At 43.4% G+C, this 19,426-nt stretch carries 16 protein-coding genes; 13 read left to right on the top strand and 3 right to left on the bottom strand.

Annotated elements, in window-relative coordinates; translation table 11 throughout:
* Positions 1-230 precede the first annotated feature (230 nt).
* The 6 genes from proC (at position 231) to ACY8DX_RS11205 (ending at position 6,976) form a co-directional block, all read left to right on the top strand.
* The gene (proC, locus tag ACY8DX_RS11230) at positions 231-1,043 is read left to right on the top strand and encodes a pyrroline-5-carboxylate reductase (protein WP_049670849.1); all 813 of its coding nucleotides are present in this window, start codon (positions 231-233) and stop codon (positions 1,041-1,043) included.
* A 265-nt stretch (positions 1,044-1,308) separates the two neighbouring features.
* Positions 1,309-2,325, top strand: a complete 1,017-nt coding sequence (locus ACY8DX_RS11225; RefSeq protein ID WP_462406930.1) for a sulfate ABC transporter substrate-binding protein — start codon at positions 1,309-1,311, stop codon at positions 2,323-2,325.
* Positions 2,326-2,431: 106 nt separating this feature from the next.
* Positions 2,432-3,208 carry a sulfate ABC transporter permease subunit CysT gene (gene cysT / locus ACY8DX_RS11220; RefSeq protein WP_049672877.1) on the top strand — a complete coding sequence of 259 codons (777 nt, stop codon included), beginning with the start codon at positions 2,432-2,434 and terminating at the stop codon, positions 3,206-3,208.
* A gap of 12 nt (positions 3,209-3,220) precedes the next feature.
* Positions 3,221-4,093 (top strand): sulfate ABC transporter permease subunit CysW, encoded by an 873-nt coding sequence (cysW, locus tag ACY8DX_RS11215; RefSeq protein WP_462405146.1) that lies wholly within the window; start codon positions 3,221-3,223, stop codon positions 4,091-4,093.
* Positions 4,094-4,104: 11 nt separating this feature from the next.
* Positions 4,105-5,172: a sulfate/molybdate ABC transporter ATP-binding protein gene (locus ACY8DX_RS11210; protein WP_462405145.1), complete on the top strand. Its 1,068-nt coding sequence runs from the start codon at positions 4,105-4,107 to the stop codon at positions 5,170-5,172.
* A 232-nt stretch (positions 5,173-5,404) separates the two neighbouring features.
* Complete coding sequence (locus ACY8DX_RS11205) at positions 5,405-6,976, top strand: hypothetical protein (RefSeq protein ID WP_462405144.1); 1,572 nt, start codon at positions 5,405-5,407, stop codon at positions 6,974-6,976.
* Positions 6,977-7,018: 42 nt separating this feature from the next.
* Here the strand turns inward: ACY8DX_RS11205 and ACY8DX_RS11200 are convergent, their stop codons facing one another.
* Together ACY8DX_RS11200 and ACY8DX_RS11195 are read right to left on the bottom strand one after the other, a co-directional pair.
* A complete protein-coding gene (locus tag ACY8DX_RS11200) occupies positions 7,019-7,660 on the bottom strand; it encodes an LrgB family protein (RefSeq protein ID WP_462406929.1) in 642 nt (213 codons plus the stop codon).
* A gap of 59 nt (positions 7,661-7,719) precedes the next feature.
* A complete protein-coding gene (locus tag ACY8DX_RS11195) occupies positions 7,720-8,091 on the bottom strand; it encodes a CidA/LrgA family protein (protein WP_082197103.1) in 372 nt (123 codons plus the stop codon).
* A 294-nt stretch (positions 8,092-8,385) separates the two neighbouring features.
* Between ACY8DX_RS11195 and ACY8DX_RS11190 the strand changes: the two genes are divergently transcribed.
* The 3 genes from ACY8DX_RS11190 (at position 8,386) to codA (ending at position 12,314) form a co-directional block, all read left to right on the top strand.
* Complete coding sequence (locus ACY8DX_RS11190) at positions 8,386-9,534, top strand: histidine kinase N-terminal domain-containing protein (RefSeq protein ID WP_462405143.1); 1,149 nt, start codon at positions 8,386-8,388, stop codon at positions 9,532-9,534.
* Between the two features lie 250 nt (positions 9,535-9,784).
* The gene (gene codB, locus ACY8DX_RS11185; protein WP_462405142.1) at positions 9,785-11,059 is read left to right on the top strand and encodes a cytosine permease; all 1,275 of its coding nucleotides are present in this window, start codon (positions 9,785-9,787) and stop codon (positions 11,057-11,059) included.
* Positions 11,043-12,314 carry a cytosine deaminase gene (codA, locus tag ACY8DX_RS11180; RefSeq protein WP_462405141.1) on the top strand — a complete coding sequence of 424 codons (1,272 nt, stop codon included), beginning with the start codon at positions 11,043-11,045 and terminating at the stop codon, positions 12,312-12,314. The genes codB and codA overlap by 17 nt, the downstream gene beginning before the upstream one ends.
* A gap of 473 nt (positions 12,315-12,787) precedes the next feature.
* On the opposite strand, the gene ACY8DX_RS11175 is transcribed toward codA, so the two are convergent.
* Positions 12,788-13,066 (bottom strand): hypothetical protein, encoded by a 279-nt coding sequence (locus ACY8DX_RS11175; protein ID WP_462405140.1) that lies wholly within the window; start codon positions 13,064-13,066, stop codon positions 12,788-12,790.
* Positions 13,067-13,815: 749 nt separating this feature from the next.
* Here ACY8DX_RS11175 and hutU point away from each other — a divergent pair.
* From hutU to hutH, 4 genes are all read left to right on the top strand, one after another.
* The gene (gene hutU / locus ACY8DX_RS11170) at positions 13,816-15,495 is read left to right on the top strand and encodes a urocanate hydratase (RefSeq protein ID WP_462405139.1); all 1,680 of its coding nucleotides are present in this window, start codon (positions 13,816-13,818) and stop codon (positions 15,493-15,495) included.
* Entirely contained in the window at positions 15,488-16,759 is a 1,272-nt protein-coding gene (gene hutI / locus ACY8DX_RS11165; protein ID WP_462405138.1) for an imidazolonepropionase, read from the top strand. The genes hutU and hutI overlap by 8 nt, the downstream gene beginning before the upstream one ends.
* Positions 16,746-17,732, top strand: coding sequence for an agmatinase family protein (locus tag ACY8DX_RS11160; protein WP_462405137.1), 987 nt, complete (start codon positions 16,746-16,748; stop codon positions 17,730-17,732). The genes hutI and ACY8DX_RS11160 overlap by 14 nt, the downstream gene beginning before the upstream one ends.
* Positions 17,733-17,910: 178 nt before the next feature.
* The gene (hutH, locus tag ACY8DX_RS11155) at positions 17,911-19,416 is read left to right on the top strand and encodes a histidine ammonia-lyase (RefSeq protein ID WP_462405136.1); all 1,506 of its coding nucleotides are present in this window, start codon (positions 17,911-17,913) and stop codon (positions 19,414-19,416) included.
* The last annotated feature ends 10 nt before the right edge of the window (positions 19,417-19,426 follow it).

Here is a 19,426-nt window from a genome sequence, read left to right as displayed (position 1 = left end):
TCTCGGAAATCTTGCGTTTTTTTGTTGGAGTCATACTGTCCGTTAATGCGGGGTAAAGTGAAACTTCCATCGGCGGGGTCTTGCTACTTCCGCTGATGGTTAGTTGACCCAATCGGGCATGTACGGACAGTTAACCTCCCGCCTAAGCTTCTCGGAAATCTTGCAATATTTTGGTGGGAGTCATACTGTCCGTTCATGCGGGACTAAAATTTTTGGATAGGTGTGGATTTATGGATAAGAAAATAGGATTTATCGGCTGCGGAAACATGGGCAGAGCTATGCTTGGTTCACTGATGAAAAGTGAACAAATCAGCCCGGATTCCATCATGGCATCCGTCCGAACGGAATCCTCGCTTCATGAATTGAAAGAGAAATGGCCCATTCGGACAACCTTAAACAATCTTGAAGTTGCTCAGCAATCCGATATTATCATTATGGCAGTCAATCCGGCTCAATATGAGAGTGTCTTAAAGGAAATAAGAGAAGTGATTACGTTTGATCAAATCATCGTCTCGATTGCTGCTGGCATCAAGCTTGAGCAAATGGATGTGTGGATTGGGAAATCGTCAAAAATCATCAAAACGATGCCGAATACGCCTGTTCTCGTTCAGGAAGGAATGACCGCCATTTGTTCTAATGAGCATGTACTTGATACAGAGATGGAGCTAATGCGGGAGTATTTTCAATTATTCGGAGAAGTAGAAGTGATGGAGGAAGAGCAGTTTGATGCGTTTATCGCCCTTTGCGGTTCATCCCCTGCTTATATTTTCATGCTGATTGAAGCAATGGCAGATGGAGCCGTTAAGCTAGGAATCCCGAGAAAGCAGGCGATTAAGATGGCGGAACAAGCGATTCTTGGTTCAGCTAAGCTTGCGATGGATACCGGCATACATCCGGCTGAGCTGAAAGATATGGTTTGCTCGCCAGGAGGCTCAACCATTGCAGCTGTATCTGCACTCGAGGAGCGGGGTTTCCGCTCAGCCGTTATCCAAGCAATGGAAGTATGTGCACGGCAATCAAAGAAAATGAATGATGAATTATAAGGGAGAAAGAAGCAATCAAGCGTTATGGCGCATGGTGGCTTCTTTTTTTTTGAAAAAGTGATTGATTATTCTAAATTCATAGTTGACATGTAGGATTACTTGATATTATGATGTGAGTACATTCATACATCTAGCTGATCGGACAACCGAAGGCATACCGGATTTCTATACCGGTATGCCTTTTTGTATGGGCTGGTTTGCCTATCGGGATTAAAACAGTATGAATGAAGAGCAAAAGAAAAGAATGGGGGAATTCACATTGAAAATGTCAAAGATCCTTTTAGGGGTATTATGCGTAGGGCTGTTATTAGCCGGCTGCGGGGATGGTGCTTCGAGTGGAGAAGGAGGAGGCAAGGTAGAGCTTTTGAATGTTTCCTATGATCCAACACGTGAATTATATCAAGAATTCAATGAAGAGTTTATTAAGCATTGGAAGGAAGAAACAGGTGAGGAAGTCACCATTCAGCAATCACATGGAGGCTCTGGGAAGCAAGGACGATCAGTCATTGATGGATTAGAGGCAGATGTAGTGACACTTGCTTTGGCCTATGATATCGATGAAATCGCTGCGAATGGACTGATTGAGAAGGATTGGCAATCCAGATTGGACAGTAATTCAACTCCTTATACATCGACGATTGTATTCCTTGTTCGGAAAGGAAATCCAAAAAATATTGAAGACTGGGATGACCTCGTTAAAGGAGATGTGTCTATCATTACGCCTAATCCGAAAACATCAGGGGGTGCAAGGTGGAATTACCTCGCTGCCTGGGCGTATGCAGAAGAAACCTATAATAAAGATGAAAAAAAGGTTAAGCAATTTATGAAGGATATTTATCAACATGTTGAGGTGCTTGATTCCGGTGCACGCGGGGCAACGACGACATTCGTCGAAAGAGGGATAGGAGATGTGCTGATTGCCTGGGAGAATGAAGCCTTCCTTTCATTGAATGAGCTAGGTGAGGACGAATTTGAAATCGTGGCGCCATCCATTAGTATTCTTGCTGAACCGCCGGTCGCTGCTGTCGATAAGATTGTCAAGAAAAAAGGCACGAAGAAAGTGGCTGAAGCTTATTTAGAATACTTATATAGTGATAAGGGACAGGAAATTGCCGCGAAGAACTACTACCGTCCAAGGAATGAGGACATTATGAAGAAATATACGGACCAATTTCCTGATGTTGAATTAGTGACAGTTGATGAGCGATTTGGCGGCTGGGAAAATGCCCAGAAGGTCCATTTCAATGATGGCGGTACATTTGATGATATTTATACAAAATAAATAAGGCGGACTGTCTTTGCCTTTATTTAATGGAAAAGTAGGGGATGCTGAATTGGCGATTAAACGAATTAAAGCCAAGCCTGTACTGCCTGGTTTTGGATTGACAATGGGATTTACCGTTTTGTATTTAGGTGTGCTAGTCCTGCTGCCCTTATCGATGGTATTGCTTAAATCAACCACTCTCGGCTTTTCGGGATTCATTGATACAATTAGTGATCCACGAGCAATTGCGGCCTACAAGGTCAGCTTTGGCACCGCCTTTGCAGCCGCTTGTGTCAATGCCATTTTTGGCGTGCTGATTGCATGGGTTCTGACTCGTTATACGTTTCCCGGAAGGAAGCTTCTTGATAGTTTGGTAGATTTGCCTTTTGCCTTGCCGACAGCTGTGGCGGGGATTTCATTAACTACCCTGTATGCATCAGAAGGATGGGTTGGACAATTCTTTTCCTTCAAGATTGCCTATACACCAATTGGTATCATCATGGCTCTTGTCTTTATTGGATTGCCGTTTGTCATTCGAATGGTACAGCCGGTTTTGGCGAATATCGATAAAGAGGTGGAAGAAGTATCCACCATCCTCGGCGCGAGCAAATGGAAGACATTTCGTTATGTCATCTTTCCGGAGATTATACCTGCCTTAATAACCGGCTTTTCCCTTTCTTTTGCGAGGGCACTGGGAGAGTATGGATCTGTTGTCTTTATTTCTGGCAATATGCCTTTTAAGACTGAGATTGCTCCCCTCGTGATTATGACAAAGCTTGAGCAATATGATTATGCGGGCGCGACAGCTATTGCATCGGTTATGCTGCTTTTTACCTTTCTTATTTTGCTGCTGATCAATATGCTGCAATGGTGGTCCGGAAGGAAGTTTATGAATGGTTAAGGGGGTTGAATAATGGGGATTCCACAAACAGATTTACACACTAATACAACTGCACGCCGGGAGAGGGGGGAGTCCTCCTGGGTTAAATATATCTTGATAGGCATTACGGTCTTATTTCTTGCCTTATTTTTGTTACTGCCATTGGCAGCCATCTTCCTGAAGGCCTTTGAAAAAGGGATGTCTGTTTACATAGCCTCTATTACTCATCCTGATGCGGTTGCTGCCATTAAGCTGACGCTCATCGTTGCATTTATTGCCGTTCCGTTAAATGCGTTATTTGGAATATGTGCAGCTTGGGCAATTTCCAAGTATCAGTTTAAGGGAAAGAATCTCCTGATTACGTTAATTGATATTCCTTTTGCTGTCTCGCCTGTCATTGCGGGATTGGTCTTTATTTTATTGTTTGGCACAAGCGGTCTTTTTGGAGAGTTTCTTTTTAACAATGACATAAAAATTGTCTTTGCGCTCCCTGGCATTGTACTGGCAACATTGTTTGTCACCTTTCCATTCGTGGCAAGAGAGCTTATTCCCTTGATGCAGGCACAGGGGACGGCGGAGGAGGAAGCCTCACTAATCTTGGGGGCTGGAGGGTTTAAGACATTTTGGAGGATTACCTTGCCAAACATCAAATGGGGACTTCTTTATGGAATTATCCTTTGTAATGCCCGTGCTGTAGGCGAGTTTGGAGCTGTTTCAGTCGTATCAGGACATATTCGCGGCCTGACAAATACAATGCCGCTCCATATCGAAATTCTTTATAATGAATATCAATTTTCGGCAGCTTTTGCTGTCGCATCCATCATGTCACTGATCGCCATCATCACTTTGATCGTAAAGAACTTGATTGAGTGGAAATCAGGGTATCGCTCAACTAAGGCAGGCTAGGAGGAATCGAGATGAAAATTACGATTGAAGGGGTTAGCAAATCATTTGGGGATGCCGCTATTCTTCACGATATCGATTTAGCTATAAATAGCGGTGAATTAATTGCCTTATTAGGTCCTTCTGGTTCAGGAAAGACGTCCTTGCTTAGAATCATCGCGGGATTGGAGAGTCCGGACGGAGGAAGAATCAAATTCAATGGGGAGGATTATACGGAGCGGCATGCAAAGGAGAGAAATCTCGGATTCGTTTTTCAGCACTATGCGCTGTTCAGAAATATGACCATCTATGAAAATATTGCTTATGGCCTAAAGGTTAAACCAAGGAAGAGCAGGCCTTCAAAGCAGCAGATTGATGATAAGGTGCACGAGCTTTTGGACTTGATCAAGCTGGAGAATTATGCCCGCCATTACCCAGCGCAGCTATCTGGGGGACAAAGACAGCGGGTAGCGCTCGCCCGGTCGCTTGCTGTGGAGCCGGAAGTGCTTCTTCTGGATGAACCTTTCGGCGCATTAGACGCGAAGGTACGTAAAGAGTTACGAAGGTGGCTGCGGAATTTGCACAACGACTTTGATATCACAAGTGTTTTCGTCACTCATGATCAGGAAGAGGCCATGGAGGTGGCGGACAGAATCGTCATTATGAACAATGGACGTGTGGAACAGGTTGGAACACCGCTTGAAGTATATGAACAACCTGCTTCCGCTTTTGTGCTGGACTTCCTGGGCAATGTGAATTCTTTGAGCGGAAAGGTGAACGGCGGGATTTTAGAAACAGGGAGCTATCGGATTGAACTGCCTGATTATAAGAAAGTAAATGAAACAGAGGGGATTGGCTATGTTCGTCCGCACGATCTGGATATTGATAAGGATCGTTTGACGGAGAATTCGATTGAATCCATTGTTGAGCATATCCATCCAGTTGGTTCGGTTGTCAGGATAGAAATGCTCCGAAGAGATAACGGGGAAATGATTGAGGCAGAGATACCTAAAAGCCTCTATCAATCCATGGCCATTCAAGTTGGCGAGCATGTATTTGTGACGCCAAAATCAGTCAAAATGTTTCATGACTACTCCATCTAGAATCCATTACATTGTGCGGTATTAAAGGATAGATACATCATGGCATAAATGTATCTGTCCTTTCTTTTTTGTCAGATAACTACAGTCTATCAATATATACGATGAAATTTGTCAGAAAAAATAGATAAATACTTGTCATTATTCTATATAAGCTTCATCAACCTCCATGTTTTTTATGAATCTTATGGTACGCTTAACCATATTTATGGTCGTTAAGGAGGAGGAATGCCATATGGATGGTGAACGATTACTGAACAATCTTCTCAGGTTAAAAGGAAGAGAACTCCGAATCATATACGCATTCTTAGCGAAGACTTCGCTTCCCCATTTATTGTCCACTTTGTCTAAAACGATTCTGTCAAAGGATGATTGTACGTATTTGACAAGCAAAGTCGCATCCGTGTCTGCCTCTCTTGACAAACGGAGCGATACAGACATTCAACTAGATCTTTTTCAAGAACTATGTCAGTTGATAGGAAGACACGATATGTATATCCAGAATATTAGTCAATTAAGAAAGCAATGTGAAGAAATTGTTTTGGAAACTCATAAGCAACTAGTGAAACAGGACAAGCTATTTGCAGCATTCATCAAGAAAATGCCGTCTGAATCTAGACTAGAACATTTGGTCCACTATCAGCTGGAACGCTTAATGGATGAAATGGACTTATATTTGAAGGAGGAACCGAAGAATAGACAAGCGACCATTTACGCTCTGCTTTATTCCGGCCTCCAATCCCTTTCGACCGACCAGCAGGATAACCTAAAGAATAGCTTACAAATCAATGATGTTACTCCTGAAAGTCTCATGCCAATCTTCGTAGATAAAGGCTTGAAAGAGAGCATTGAGATTCTGCGGAGGATTGCTGGACCCAAGATATATGAAGCCATCCCATCCATTCTGTTCTTTCTTACGAAAAAGCAGACTCAATCGTCCGGTAACCGGACAGAGGTGGCAAACCCTCTGCCTGATTTTCTTCTGTCTCCTTTATTGATCAATCCTTTTATTCTGAAAGGAAGAGCCTTGCTTGTTAATTATCATCATAAATCCATAAAGAAAAGGTTATTGCCCTACTTTCTCTTTCAAATTACGTTCCTATCCTATGCTGAATCGGAGGAAGTGGAAGAAGAGGACAGCTTGATTCACTTATGGATGAGCCGATCAACTGCCTATAAGGATTTGCATTATCATTCCAATCTGCTGGAAATGCAGCATATTGAAACAAGCGATTCATTGAATAAGGCGGAGAATAAACTAACAGAGATTGAGAATAGAATGAACCAGGAGAAAAAGCTTATATTGGAAGAAAAGGAGAAGATTAAGGGGGCTTTAACGTATATCGATATACGTGCCTTGAAGATATCAGATGCTTTTACACGACTGTCAGAGCAATATGAAAACAGTCAAAGAACGATTCGGGATATCGAGTCCCTAAAACGTTCTGATCGATTAGAAACGAGCGTGATGAAACAGGTATCCACTAAATTGATGAATATGACTGCTTCACTGGACATCCTATCTGAAAAGAGAAAAAGTGATTATTTATTAAGTTTGATGGTTGAAGAGGTGATCACTTCGGCGAACGACTTCAAAGATGCTGAAAAGGCAAATATTAAGAGAAGCACTGCAACCATTGATAGGCTTGCTGAAATGAAACGGACTGTTTTCAAGGAAAAGGAGCGCTGCAGAGCAAAGCTTAGCAGGATTGAGAACCAGCAAGAAGGAGTCATGAAAAAGCTTCAAACATTGGAAAAAACCAATAAAGGGCTTAAGGAATGGCTGACCGTTGGGGAAAAGCAATAGAAAAAGGCTTGGGTTACTACAACCAAGCCCTTTTCCTATTTACTAGATAACAAAAGAATGATAGAGCTGCAGAATAACAGGACTGAGTAAGGAACCAAATACGGCGCTCAAGGTCATGGATACTGAGCTCATAGAAAAGGCTGTCTCACCGATTTCGGCTGTTTTTGAAGTGCCGATTGCATGGGAGGCACAACCCATGGCTATTCCAAGGCTGATAGGGCTTGTAATCTTTATGAGGCGTAAGAATTGCGGCCCTAAAATAGCTCCTGAAAAACCGGCAAACATGACAAATATGGCAGTCATGCTCGGAATGCCGCCCGCCTGGCTTGAAAGTTCAATGGCAATCGGCGTAGTAAACGATTTTGGCATAATTGAATACAAAATCCGCTCATTTATTCCCGCTGCCATCGCGAGCAGAATACCGCTCACCATACCTGCCAGAACCCCGCAAAAAACACCGCTTAAAATGACATATTTATAATCGGCCAATACCTTCCTTTGCCTGTATAAAGGATAGGCAAGCGCAACGATGGCAGGACCAAGGAACTGATTGATCCACGCACCGCCAATCATATACGTATCATAGCTAATATTAAATAGATTTAAGAGAATAACAATGATGATTGTTGTCGTTAGAATCGGTATGAGAAAGGTATATGGATAGGATATATACAGCTTTCTCATATATAGAAAGACGATAATGGTAAAGAGTATGATAATAAGTGCTGATAGGATATGATTAATCACTCATGGATTCTCCCTTCTTGCTTCCGGGAAGCAACCTCACTGATAGCGCCGGTAATGGCGAGTGTCATCAGTGTACTGATGAAAATGACAGCAATAATAATGGCCCCTTTTAGCGAAAATAGATTTCCATACTTCATGATGCCGACACATACAGGTACAAATAAAAGAGGCAGAATACCTAACAGAAAATTTGATCCCACATTCACCCATGTTGGGGGAATGATGCCGATGACCAGTAAAGCAAACAAAAGAAGCATCCCAACCACACTGCCGGGAATCATAAAATTCAGCGTTTGCTGGAGCCATTCTCCTATGTAATAAAAAATGAATAAAAGACCCGTTTGAAAGAGCAGCTTAACTATTTTCATTGTTTAATCGTTCGGCTTCAACTCAACGAGAATACATGTTTTAAAGAGGGTGGTTAAATGGTTGAATTAGCCAAGAACGGTTGTCACCTGCCTTTTATGCTATAAATTGATATTACGCCTTTGCATAAATATGTCAATTGTTTTGCTGAGATAATGCTGGGTGCCTCTGTTGTTTACTGAGCCATGACAATATTTCAATTTCAAAATATTTCTTGTTTTGTAGAGGATATTTTTTGGCTATGTCGAATTATAAAACAAATATTAAATGCGAATTGAAATGGTGGTCAGAAAGCAATGAAGCCCATATTAATGGAACATGATGAATATATAGAGCTTATTGAAACGTGGCTGACTAAGGAAGAACCTTACCTTTACAAGGAATACTTGAATTCTATCAAGATGGATCAGGATAGAAAGGGAGAGTTAATCAGCCAGTGGGAGATTCCCCGTAGAATGATGTTCAGTCAATTGGTCGATACAATTAAAGGAACAATCTCTGAAAAAGCGATAAAAGAGATGGCCAGAAAGGTTGCCTCGGAGCGGATGGATGATATCAATATTGGCGAGGTTTTGTATAATATCAACCAAGGAAGACGTGTTATTGTCAATTCAATCATGACAATCGACATACCTGTTGCCGCACTTCAAATCGTCATCAATAACGTGAACAAGCAATTTGATATCTTCAGCTATGAACTGGTATCTACCTATTCGCATCTGGCAAATAAGGTTATTGATGAAAAGACGTCGTTCATCAACGAAAACCATAAGGATAAACTAGCACTGCTCGGTCAAATCTCCTCCAGTTTTGTCCATGAATTCCGCAATCCGTTGACAGCTGTGATGGGGTTCAATAAGATCTTGAAAAAGGAATATCCGAATATGAAGTATTTGGATATCATGGATTATGAATTGAATCAGCTGAATTTCCGTATTACCCAGTTCCTTCATACCTCAAAGGCAGAACTAAACGAAGATTTAGTGGTCGTCATCTCTATTAAGCAGCTCATAGAGGAAATCAAGCAATTGAGCTATGCGAGTATTATTGATACAAACGTTTATGTGGAGATTGATGTGCCCGATCATCTTATTATCAAGGCTAGCAGAAACGGTTTGAAACAGGTCATTTTGAATTTATTTGTTAATTCTATTGATGCCTTAAAAAATGTTCCCTCTGAGCGTATCATTAAAGTAAAGGCAGGAGTCAAGGATAATCAGCTGATGATCTGTATTTCTAATAATGGACCGATGATTGAAAAGGAGTATATTGAATCGATTTTTGAACCGTTTTTTACGACGAAGGAATTAGGTACAGGAATTGGGCTTTATGTCTGCCGGAAAATAACCGAAAGCTATGATGGCTATTTACTATGCACATCTACCCCGGAATGGACCACTTTTTGTGTCCATTTACCTGGATCCTTTATCATGTCAGAAGAATAGTTGGTCGTTTTACCAAATATTGATATTGTCATATAGAGTTAAATCTGATAAAGTACTTGTTAAATGAATATGGTTACCTTTAAGAGTAGTCCAGAGAGGCTGACAAGGTGCGCGTGAATGAATTGAGAGATATAGACCCGTAGTATAGGTATATACTATAGGTGTATACTATTAGTCATACAATCAGCACTTGCCTCAAATGGGCAGGTGCTTTTTTTATGCCATAAATTATGAGGAGGATACATCAACCATGAAAATAGAAGATAAGGAATATTCGTTTGAACCGGTTCCGCAGGAGAAACGGAATAATTTTTGGAAAATGCTTGTTGTTATGCTTGGTTTCTCCTTTTATTCAGCGAGCATGTGGGCTGGAGGTTCACTTGGAGAAGGCTTAACGTTCGCTCAGATGATTGGTGTCGTCATGCTTGGAAACTTAATTCTTGGAGCTTTTACCGGCTCATTAGCCTATATCGCGGCAAGAACAGGTTTATCTACCCACTTGCTTGCCCAGTATTCATTTGGACAAAAGGGTGCTTATATTAGTTCATTCATGCTATCCATTACACAGATTGGCTGGTTTGGGGTCGGCTTAGGGATGTTTGCCTATCCCGTTCATAAAGTTACTGGGATGCCGCTAGTTCCGCTAATCGTCATCTCTGGAATTCTCATGACATCAACAGCCTTCTTTGGAATGAAAGCATTAACGATTATCAGCTTTGTAGCTGTTCCATCCATTGCAATTCTTGGAAGCTTTAGTGCTGGTAAAGCTATTACAGACATGGGTGGAGTGGAACAATTATTCGCTTATACACCAGAAACATCACTTGGAATCGCGGCAGCTTTAACCATTACCATTGGATCTTTCATCAGCGGAGGTACTTTGACGCCTGACTTTACACGCTATGCTAAAAATAGCAGGCATGCGGTGAGCACGACAGTCATTGCTTTCTTCTTAGGGAATACACTGATGTTCCTGTTCGGAGCTATTGGTGTTATCGCCACCGGACATAATGATATTTCAGATGTGATGATTAGTCAGGGAATCATCCTGCCGGCCATCTTCGTTCTTGGATTAAACATTTGGACAACAAATGATAACTCTTTATATGCTTCAGCTTTAGGGTTTGCAACTATGTTTAAAAGACCGAAAGTTATGATGGTTCTGATTAATGGGACAATCAGTATAGTGTTCGCCCTTTTCTTATACAATCATTTCACAACCTGGCTGACCTTCTTAGGGTCTACACTACCGGCAATCGGTTCGATTATCATTGTTGATTATTTCTTCTTGAAGAAACGTCAGTATATTGCCTATGGAAAGGCTAAGATAAAAGATGTCAACCAGGCTGCGGTCATTGCCTGGGCAGCGGGAGTAATTGCAGGGTTAACATTGCCGGGCGTATCATCCTTAAATTCCTTGCTAGTAACAGGAATCAGTTACTTTATCCTTGTTAAAGTAATGAAAACAACAACCGTAACCGAAAATATAGAAGAGGAAGAGATTATTTATGAACAAGTGGTCTAATGCAAAAATACTTGGAAGAGAAGGACTATGGGATCTATTCATTGAGGATGGAAAATTCACGAAAATTCTCCCTGCCGGGCAAGAGCAGACAGAGGGATTGGAAACTGTTGATGTAAAGGGTCGGCTGATTTCCGCTCCATTCATCGAGCCGCATATTCACTTGGATACGACATTGACTGCCGGACAGCCCCGCTGGAACGAGAGCGGCACATTATTTGAAGGTATCCAAAGATGGTCTGAACGGAAGGAATTCTTGACGAAGGAAGATGTGAAGGCCCGTGCGAAGAAGGCGTTGTCCTGGCAGATTGCCGGCGGGATTGGCCATGTACGCACTCATGTTGATACAACTGATCCATCTCTCGTTGCTCTTGAAGCCATGCTTGAAGTGAAAGAAGAAATGAAGCCGTATGTGGACCTTCAAATCGTGGCGTTCCCGCAAGAAGGCATTCTCTCCTATCCTAATGGGCTTGAGCTTCTGGAGGAATCCATGAAGATGGGGGCAGATGTTATTGGCGGGATCCCGCATTTCGAATTCACACGTGAGGATGGAGTAGACTCCATTCGTGAATTATTTAAGTTGGCGAAGAAATATGATAAGCCGATTGATGTTCACTGCGATGAAATTGATGATGAACAATCCCGATTCGTGGAGGTAGTCGCAAGAGAGACGATTCATCATGATTATCAAGGTAGAGTAACAGCTAGCCACACAACAGCAATGGGGTCTTATAATGATGCCTATGCCTATAAGCTTATGCGTGTGCTGCGTCTTGCTGAGCTTAACTTTGTTGCCAATCCGCTTGTGAATATTCATTTGCAGGGCCGTTTTGATACGTATCCAAAGCGCCGCGGATTAACTCGTGTAAAAGAGCTTGGCCAAAACGGATTAAACGTGTGCTTTGGTCACGATGATATCATGGACCCTTGGTATCCAATCGGTAATGGAAATATGCTGCAGGTTCTTCACATGGGTCTGCATGTATCTCAGCTGATGGGTTACAGCGAAATAAAGGACAGCTTAAAGTATATTACTTCTAACAGTGCGAAAACCTTGCATTTGGAAGGCTATGGGATTGAAGAAGGAAATGAAGCTAACTTCATCGTATTGAATGCAGAGGATGGCTATCATGCTGTTCGACTGCAGGCAGAAGTACTATATTCTGTACGTTCCGGCCGCATTATTGCTAAAACAGAGCCAAAGCAAACGAATGTTTTCTTTGAAGAAAAGCAGCCAATCGATTTCATGCAGGGTTAATAAGAAGAATTCCAAGTGAGGTTTGGACATAGATAAATTTGACGTGTTTAAAATCGAATGTTGAACTGAAATTTAGGTTTAGTTAATCTAAAGTGTTGATTTACGTTGCAGGCGGCGGAGAAGCCGGGAGCCTCCTCGAGTGCTTTGTCGCATCTGCGGGATCTCCCCCTGTCCGTAACCTTTGCAAGGAGTCAACGGTCTGAAACATTAATCAAGCGTATTCTACTAACAATATCACGAAAGAACGCCGAATTATTTTAAAGTGCAGTTTAAAATAGTTCGGCGTTTTTTGTTGGAAATCTTTTGTCAAAGCCTCATTGTCGTATTTCGAGAATTATTTGGTGTTCTTTTGGGACTTGACGGCGGCACTCGAAAATAGCCTTGATGAAAAGGATGAAAGAATTCCTTCTCGAATCCGAAGACGGACCCTTACATAGCCTTTTTTCTGTGAAAGGGGCAATTCATGATAGACATCATTCTTTATTGGATGCATTCTTTTGTTTTCTCTTAAAGTAAGACCAAATAAATTGAAGAAGAACCGCTACCATTACACCAATAAGAGTATCGTTCATTCGATCGAAAGCGTAATTCTCTGTTCGTTTCTCGAAAACAAATACTAATAAAATCGTTAATGCTACCTGATGCATAATCTGTTGGCTCAATTTTAACCATTTTGTCATATAGCCGCCTAATAGTATTAATAGACCTAAACTTAATCCATTTATCGTTAAATGGTTAGCAATTAAAACCACGATTGGAATCCCGAGAATTGTCCCAATTACACGCTGAATCGCTAATTTAATCGTTTAATCTGTTGTTGCCTGAATACATATAATAACGGATAAAGGCGCTAAGTAAGGGTGTTCAGAACCTAAAAGCCGTGATAGTTCCCACGATAAGGAGGATCCTATCGCGATTTTCCGAAAATGATTCATACTGAGAGCGTATATGATTAACCATCGTTTACCTCTTACTATTATGATTTCTATAACCTATTTAAGTGAATGAAAAAAGAAATTTATTTAGGGGAGTAAGAAGCAAGCAGCCGCGATTTTCGACATAACTATATAACCAAGAGACTATCCACATCCACCCAGAAGTTCTGCCTAACAGTAGTGTAAACCAGTATAGATTGACTTAAACAAAATAGAAGGAAGTTCATAATCAGGGGAGAAACGAAAGATAAACTATTTTTGACCGAACTTCAGGAACCTGGTATCTGAATGATGAGGTAAGAACATGTTCGATGACTGTTTTTTTGTGAAAGCACTCTTCCCACAGCATCTGTAAATCGGGAATCTAATTCTAGTTCCTGTCTCACCTCTCGTCTGCCGAATGTCTTTTCGTATGTAGAAAACGAGCAGTTAATCTAGCTATTGAAAAACCTTTTATTTAAGTGTCTACAAATATAGAATCTATTTCTTCCACTCTTTGAATATAGATAGTTTAGAAAGGTCACGGGCGTAGTATCCCGGAAATATACGAGGGAGGTAGGAAGAAGTTGAATAAGCATTTAGCTTTATATCACCACTATAGCGGAACGGAATTACATGCAAAAGGCTGGCAGCAAGAGGCTGCTATTCGAATGCTTTTGAATAATTTACATGAAGATGTTGCAGAGAATCCGGAGAATCTCATTGTATACGGCGGGACGGGAAAAGCAGCGAGAAACTGGGAAGCGTTTCATACCATCATTCATTCGTTGAATGCCTTGGAAAATGACGAGACCCTGTTAGTTCAATCGGGAAAGCCGGTCGCCGTCTTCCGAAGTCATGAGTTTGCACCTCGTGTGCTGCTGGCTAATTCTAATCTAGTTCCGGCATATGCAAAATGGGAGGTATTTCATGATCTTGAGCGAAAAGGGCTTATCATGTATGGCCAGATGACAGCAGGAAGCTGGATTTACATAGGCTCACAAGGAATTGTTCAGGGGACATATGAGACATTTGCGGAATGTGCGCGACAGCATTTTGGCGGGACGCTGGCAGGGACGATTACGGTTACGGCAGGCCTCGGAGGAATGGGAGGTGCACAACCGCTTGCCGTGACGATGAACGGTGGTGTTTGTGTAGCCATTGAGGCTGATGAAAAGAGAATTGACCGGAGAATAGAGACAAGATATGCCGATTATAAAGCTTCTTCCCTGGAGGAGGCTGTAAAAATGGCCCTTGAAGCAAAGAAAAAAGGAGTCTCTCTCTCCATTGGACTATGCGGAAATGCAGCAGAATTATTGCCGAAAATGATTAAAGAAGGTTTTATTCCTGATGTGATTACCGATCAAACGTCTGCCCATGATCCCTTGTATGGCTATATCCCGTCCGGCATGACATTAGAGGAAGCTGATCAGCTTCGCAGGGGAAATCCCGAGAAATATCAATCCAAATCCATTGCTTCCATGGCTGTTCATGTCCAGAGCATGCTGGATATGAAGGAGAAGGGGGCCATTGCCTTTGATTACGGAAATAATATCCGGCAGGCTGCCAAAGATGCAGGCGTTAGAAATGCATTTGATATTCCCGGCTTTGTGCCCGCGTATATTCGCCCGCAATTTTGCGAAGGACGAGGTCCTTTCCGCTGGGTCGCCTTATCAGGAGATCCAAATGATATTGACAAGACAGATGAGTTAATCCTTCGAGAATTTAAAGACAACAAAGCACTCTGCCGATGGATCCAGCTTGCCCGGAAGCATATCCAGTTCCAAGGGCTTCCTGCCCGCATCGCATGGCTTGGCTACGGGGAAAGGGCTAAATTTGGACGCCTCATTAATGACATGGTCGCAAACGGTGAATTAAAAGCCCCGATTGTCATTGGACGAGACCATTTGGATACCGGCTCAGTGGCATCTCCCAACCGTGAAACAGAAGCGATGAAGGATGGTTCTGATGCCGTAGCTGATTGGCCTATCTTAAATGCTCTTATCAATGCTTCCGGCGGGGCTTCATGGGTATCAGTCCACCATGGCGGGGGTGTTGGAATGGGCTATTCCATTCATGCGGGGATGGTGATTGTGGCAGATGGAACCAAACAGGCTCGTAATCAGCTTGAGCGGGTACTCACGACAGACCCGGGGCTCGGAGTTGTGAGGCATGCGGATGCTGGATATGAAAGGGCAGTAAAGACGGCCCGAGAAAAAGGAATCCAAATGCCTATGCTGGATAGAGGAGCACTCCATCATGAATAGCCGGCCGATATGGATTCATCATATTGGTCAGCTTGCCACGTTGAAGCCATTACGGACAGGCCCGAAAATAGGAATGGATATGAGCGATCTTGGATTAATAGAAGACGGCAGTCTATGGATAGAAAAGGGGAAGATTGAGGCGGTCGGCAAAACGGCTCAATTAAAACGAGTATATGCCGGAAGGATGAGTGAGGCTGAGGTCATTGATGCAGGCGGGAGGCTGATGACACCCGGCTTAATCGATCCCCATACTCATCTCGTCTATGGCGGAACCAGGGAAGAGGAATTTGAAATGCGCCTCCAAGGTGCCAGCTATATGGAGATCATGAATGCCGGCGGCGGTATTCACGCGACGGCAAAGAAAACAGCAGCCGCTTCCTTAACGACTCTGTTAAACGAGGCAAAAAATCGTTTGAATCAATTCTTACAGCATGGGGTTACAACGATTGAGGGAAAGAGCGGCTACGGCATGAGCCTTGAAACAGAATTGAAGCAATTACGCGTCATGCGGGAATTAAATGAAAACCATCCAATCGATATTGTCCCCACCTTCATGGGAGCACATGCCATTCCGAAATCGTATACCGGCAGGGAAGAGGAGTTTGTGGAAGAAATCATCGAGAGCATGATACCCGCTGTCCAAGAGGAAGGCCTCGCTGAATTCATTGATGTATTCTGTGAGAAGGATGTTTTCTCCATCGAACATTCAAAACAAATTCTCGAGGCTGGGAAGGCTGCTGGCTTGATTCCGAAAATACATGCAGATGAAATTGTCTCGACAGGAGGAGCCGAGCTCTCCGCCCAAATTGGCGCCATTTCAGCTGAGCATTTATTAAAGACAAGTATTGACGGGATTAAGGCGATGGCAGATGCCGGAGTTATCGCCTGCTTGCTTCCTGCAACCGCCTTATTCTTGGGAGAGGAACCCGCAAATGCCCGGAAAATGATTGATATGGGCGTACCAATTGCGGTGTCAACAGATTGCAATCCAGGTTCATCTCCGACCGTTTCCATGCCGCTTGTGATGAATCTGGCCTGTTTGATGATGAAGATGACTCCAGCTGAAGCATTAACTGCAGCGACTTATAATGCTGCTTGCGCCATCAATCGTGAGGCGCAGCTCGGCAGCCTTGAAATCGGAAAACAGGCTGACCTCGTTCTCTGGAAGATTGGCTCCTATCAAGAGCTTCAATATCTTTTCGGTGTCAATCATACGCATTCTGTTTGGAAGAAAGGGGAGCTGGTTGTCAATGGATTTAGCTGATCACTGGCTTCGTGAGCCGAGCTGGTCCTGGAATTCTTCCGGTGAACCGTCTGGCTATGTACATGATTGGGTTCAAAAGATTGGCAGCGTTCATTCACCGCCGGATTGCATACTTTATGGAGCCCCTTTGTCCAAAGCATCCATCAGTGTTTCTGGTGCATCTCTTTATCCGGATGTGTTCCGTAAGCTTTGGAAGCAGTTTGCAGTCTATCATTTTGAGGAGGAGATTGACCTCTCTTCATATTTGGTAGCAGATGCAGGTGATATCGTAATGCATACAACGAATGTTGCTGAATCACATCGCAGAATTGAGGAAGCCACGAAGGCGCTGAAACAATACTTTCCGAAACAAACCCTTTGCATGATTGGCGGCGATCACTCCACAACGGCCTGTGCCATCCGCGGATTGAAAAGCAACGAACCAAATCAAACGATAGCTATTCTTCAGCTTGATACCCATCTGGATGTACGAGACCCTGCTGAATTTGGCCCGGCGAATGGTACGCCAATCCGTCAGCTCATTGATGCGAATATCGTTTATGGCGAGAATATCGTGAATATCGGCCTACACGGTTATTACAATACGAAATCACTAGTCGAATATGCGAGAAGGCATCATATTCGGATGCACTCTCTTAAAAAGGCGAGGCAGGAAGGGATTTCTACTCTCATTGAACGAGAGCTGCATCATTTATCTAAAAGGGCCGATCTCATCTATGTCACGATTGATATGGACGTACTTGACATTTCCTTTGCGCCGGGTGTTCCTGCGGCAACTCCTGGCGGTATGCGGACAGAAGAATTATTTGAAGCTTTGCTTGCAATCGGGAAATCGGCTGCTGTTCATCATATCGATTTTGTTTGTTTAGACCCGACACGAGATTCAAGAATTGAAGAGACTTGCCGGATCGGGGTTCATGCTTGGCTTCAGTTTATGACGGGACGATTGATGGCAAAAAGAACGGGGATATAAGCTGTTTTCCTTATCGGGAGCCATTTTTCTCCATGATTGCGCATAAAGATATATGGAGGGTATACGAATAGGAATCATGCTCTCTCATTTACAAGCCAACAATTTTGGGCTATATCATGACTTGTCTCTGATATGGCCTTTTATATGCCAGGAGATGAAAAGCTGAGGGGGTTACGAGTTGATTCTCATAGATGGAAAATCTTTAACACTGCAGGATATTGAAAGGGTGCTCGATCATTCCGAGCAAGTCGCCATATGCAAGGAAGCCGAGAAAGGGATTTTGGATGCGAGGGAGCTTGTTGAAAGAAAGCTGGCGGAAGGTAAGATTGTGTATGGGCTGAATACGGGCTTTGGCAAGCTGAGTGAAACGACCATTTCATCTGACCATGTACGCGAGCTTCAGATTAACTTAATTCGCTCCCATGCCTGCGCAGTGGGAGAGCCTTTTTCAGAGCCCATTTCCAGGCTGATGCTACTGCTGCGAGCAAACGCACTGGCAAAAGGCTATTCAGGCATAAGGATGGAACTTATTCAATTATTGGTCGATTGTCTGAACAGGGGAGTGTGTCCAATCATCCCTGGCAAGGGCTCTCTAGGGGCAAGTGGAGATTTAGCACCGCTGGCCCATTTGGCGCTTGTTTTGATAGGAGAGGGAGAGGCCATCTACCAAGGGAGGCGATACCCGGGAATAGTTGCTTTGCAAAAAGCTGGGCTAAAGCCAATCCAGCTTGAAGCGAAGGAAGGGCTCGCATTAATCAACGGTACGCAAGCTATGGCCGCGAGCGGGATAATCGCCTACATGGAGGGCAAGAGGCTTGCAGATATGGCAGACGGGATTGCATCATTGACACTTGAAGGCCTGCGCGGTGTGGTGGATGCTTTTTTGCCGCTGACCCATGAGGTGAGAGGATTTAAGGAACAGCAGGAGGTAGCTGAACGCATCTTTACCTATTTGGAGAATAGCCAGTTGACAACAAGGCAAGGCGAGCTCCGCATTCAAGATGCTTATTCACTGCGCTGCATCCCGCAGGTTCATGGCGCCATCCGGCAGGTACTAAGCTATGTACGGGACAAGCTGTCCATTGAAATCAATGCCGCAACCGATAACCCTTTAATCTTTCCGGAGACTGATCAAGTGATCTCAGGCGGGAATTTTCACGGGCAGCCGCTTGCTTTTGCCATGGATTTCCTTGGGATTGCTGTTTCGGAGCTTGCAAATATTTCTGAAAGACGCATTGAGAGGCTGGTGAATCCTCAATTAAATGATTTGCCGCCATTTTTGAGTGCGAACCCTGGACTCGAATCTGGTATGATGATTACCCAATATGTCGCTGCATCGCTCGTGTCAGAGAATAAGGTTCTCTCCCATCCTTCAAGTGTTGATTCGATTCCCTCCTCCGCCAATCAGGAGGATCATGTCAGCATGGGAGCCGCTGCAGCGAGACATGCCTTAAGCATTCTTGATAACGCTAGAAAGGTTCTGGCGATTGAATGGATTTGTGCCGCACAAGCGATAGACTTCAGGGGAGCGGATAAATTAGCTCCTTCTACGAAAAAACTGTATGATTACTTACGCAATAGGATTCCTTTTGCTGCCTCTGATCGGTCTCTTTCTTTTGAAATTGAAGAAATGGCGGGGGAAATGAAGGGGATAAACGCCCCATTCCTATGGAGTCATGAATAATAGGTATAAC

The sequence above is a fragment of the Gracilibacillus sp. Marseille-QA3620 genome (assembly GCF_054950035.1).
The sequence above is the reverse complement of the archived record's forward strand: the minus strand, read 5'-3'. Positions and strand labels throughout refer to the sequence as shown.

Coding starts and splice junctions, on each gene's coding strand:
- cysW (WP_462405146.1), top strand. CDS start 3,221: ATGGGGATTCCACAAACAGATTTACACACTAATACAACTGCACGCCGG.
- ACY8DX_RS11195 (WP_082197103.1), bottom strand. CDS start 8,091: ATGAAAATAGTTAAGCTGCTCTTTCAAACGGGTCTTTTATTCATTTTT.
- ACY8DX_RS11205 (WP_462405144.1), top strand. CDS start 5,405: ATGGATGGTGAACGATTACTGAACAATCTTCTCAGGTTAAAAGGAAGA.
- ACY8DX_RS11200 (WP_462406929.1), bottom strand. CDS start 7,660: ATGAGAAAGCTGTATATATCCTATCCATATACCTTTCTCATACCGATT.
- cysT (WP_049672877.1), top strand. CDS start 2,432: ATGGGATTTACCGTTTTGTATTTAGGTGTGCTAGTCCTGCTGCCCTTA.
- ACY8DX_RS11190 (WP_462405143.1), top strand. CDS start 8,386: ATGAAGCCCATATTAATGGAACATGATGAATATATAGAGCTTATTGAA.
- codB (WP_462405142.1), top strand. CDS start 9,785: ATGAAAATAGAAGATAAGGAATATTCGTTTGAACCGGTTCCGCAGGAG.
- ACY8DX_RS11160 (WP_462405137.1), top strand. CDS start 16,746: ATGGATTTAGCTGATCACTGGCTTCGTGAGCCGAGCTGGTCCTGGAAT.
- proC (WP_049670849.1), top strand. CDS start 231: ATGGATAAGAAAATAGGATTTATCGGCTGCGGAAACATGGGCAGAGCT.
- codA (WP_462405141.1), top strand. CDS start 11,043: ATGAACAAGTGGTCTAATGCAAAAATACTTGGAAGAGAAGGACTATGG.
- ACY8DX_RS11210 (WP_462405145.1), top strand. CDS start 4,105: ATGAAAATTACGATTGAAGGGGTTAGCAAATCATTTGGGGATGCCGCT.
- hutI (WP_462405138.1), top strand. CDS start 15,488: ATGAATAGCCGGCCGATATGGATTCATCATATTGGTCAGCTTGCCACG.
- ACY8DX_RS11225 (WP_462406930.1), top strand. CDS start 1,309: ATGTCAAAGATCCTTTTAGGGGTATTATGCGTAGGGCTGTTATTAGCC.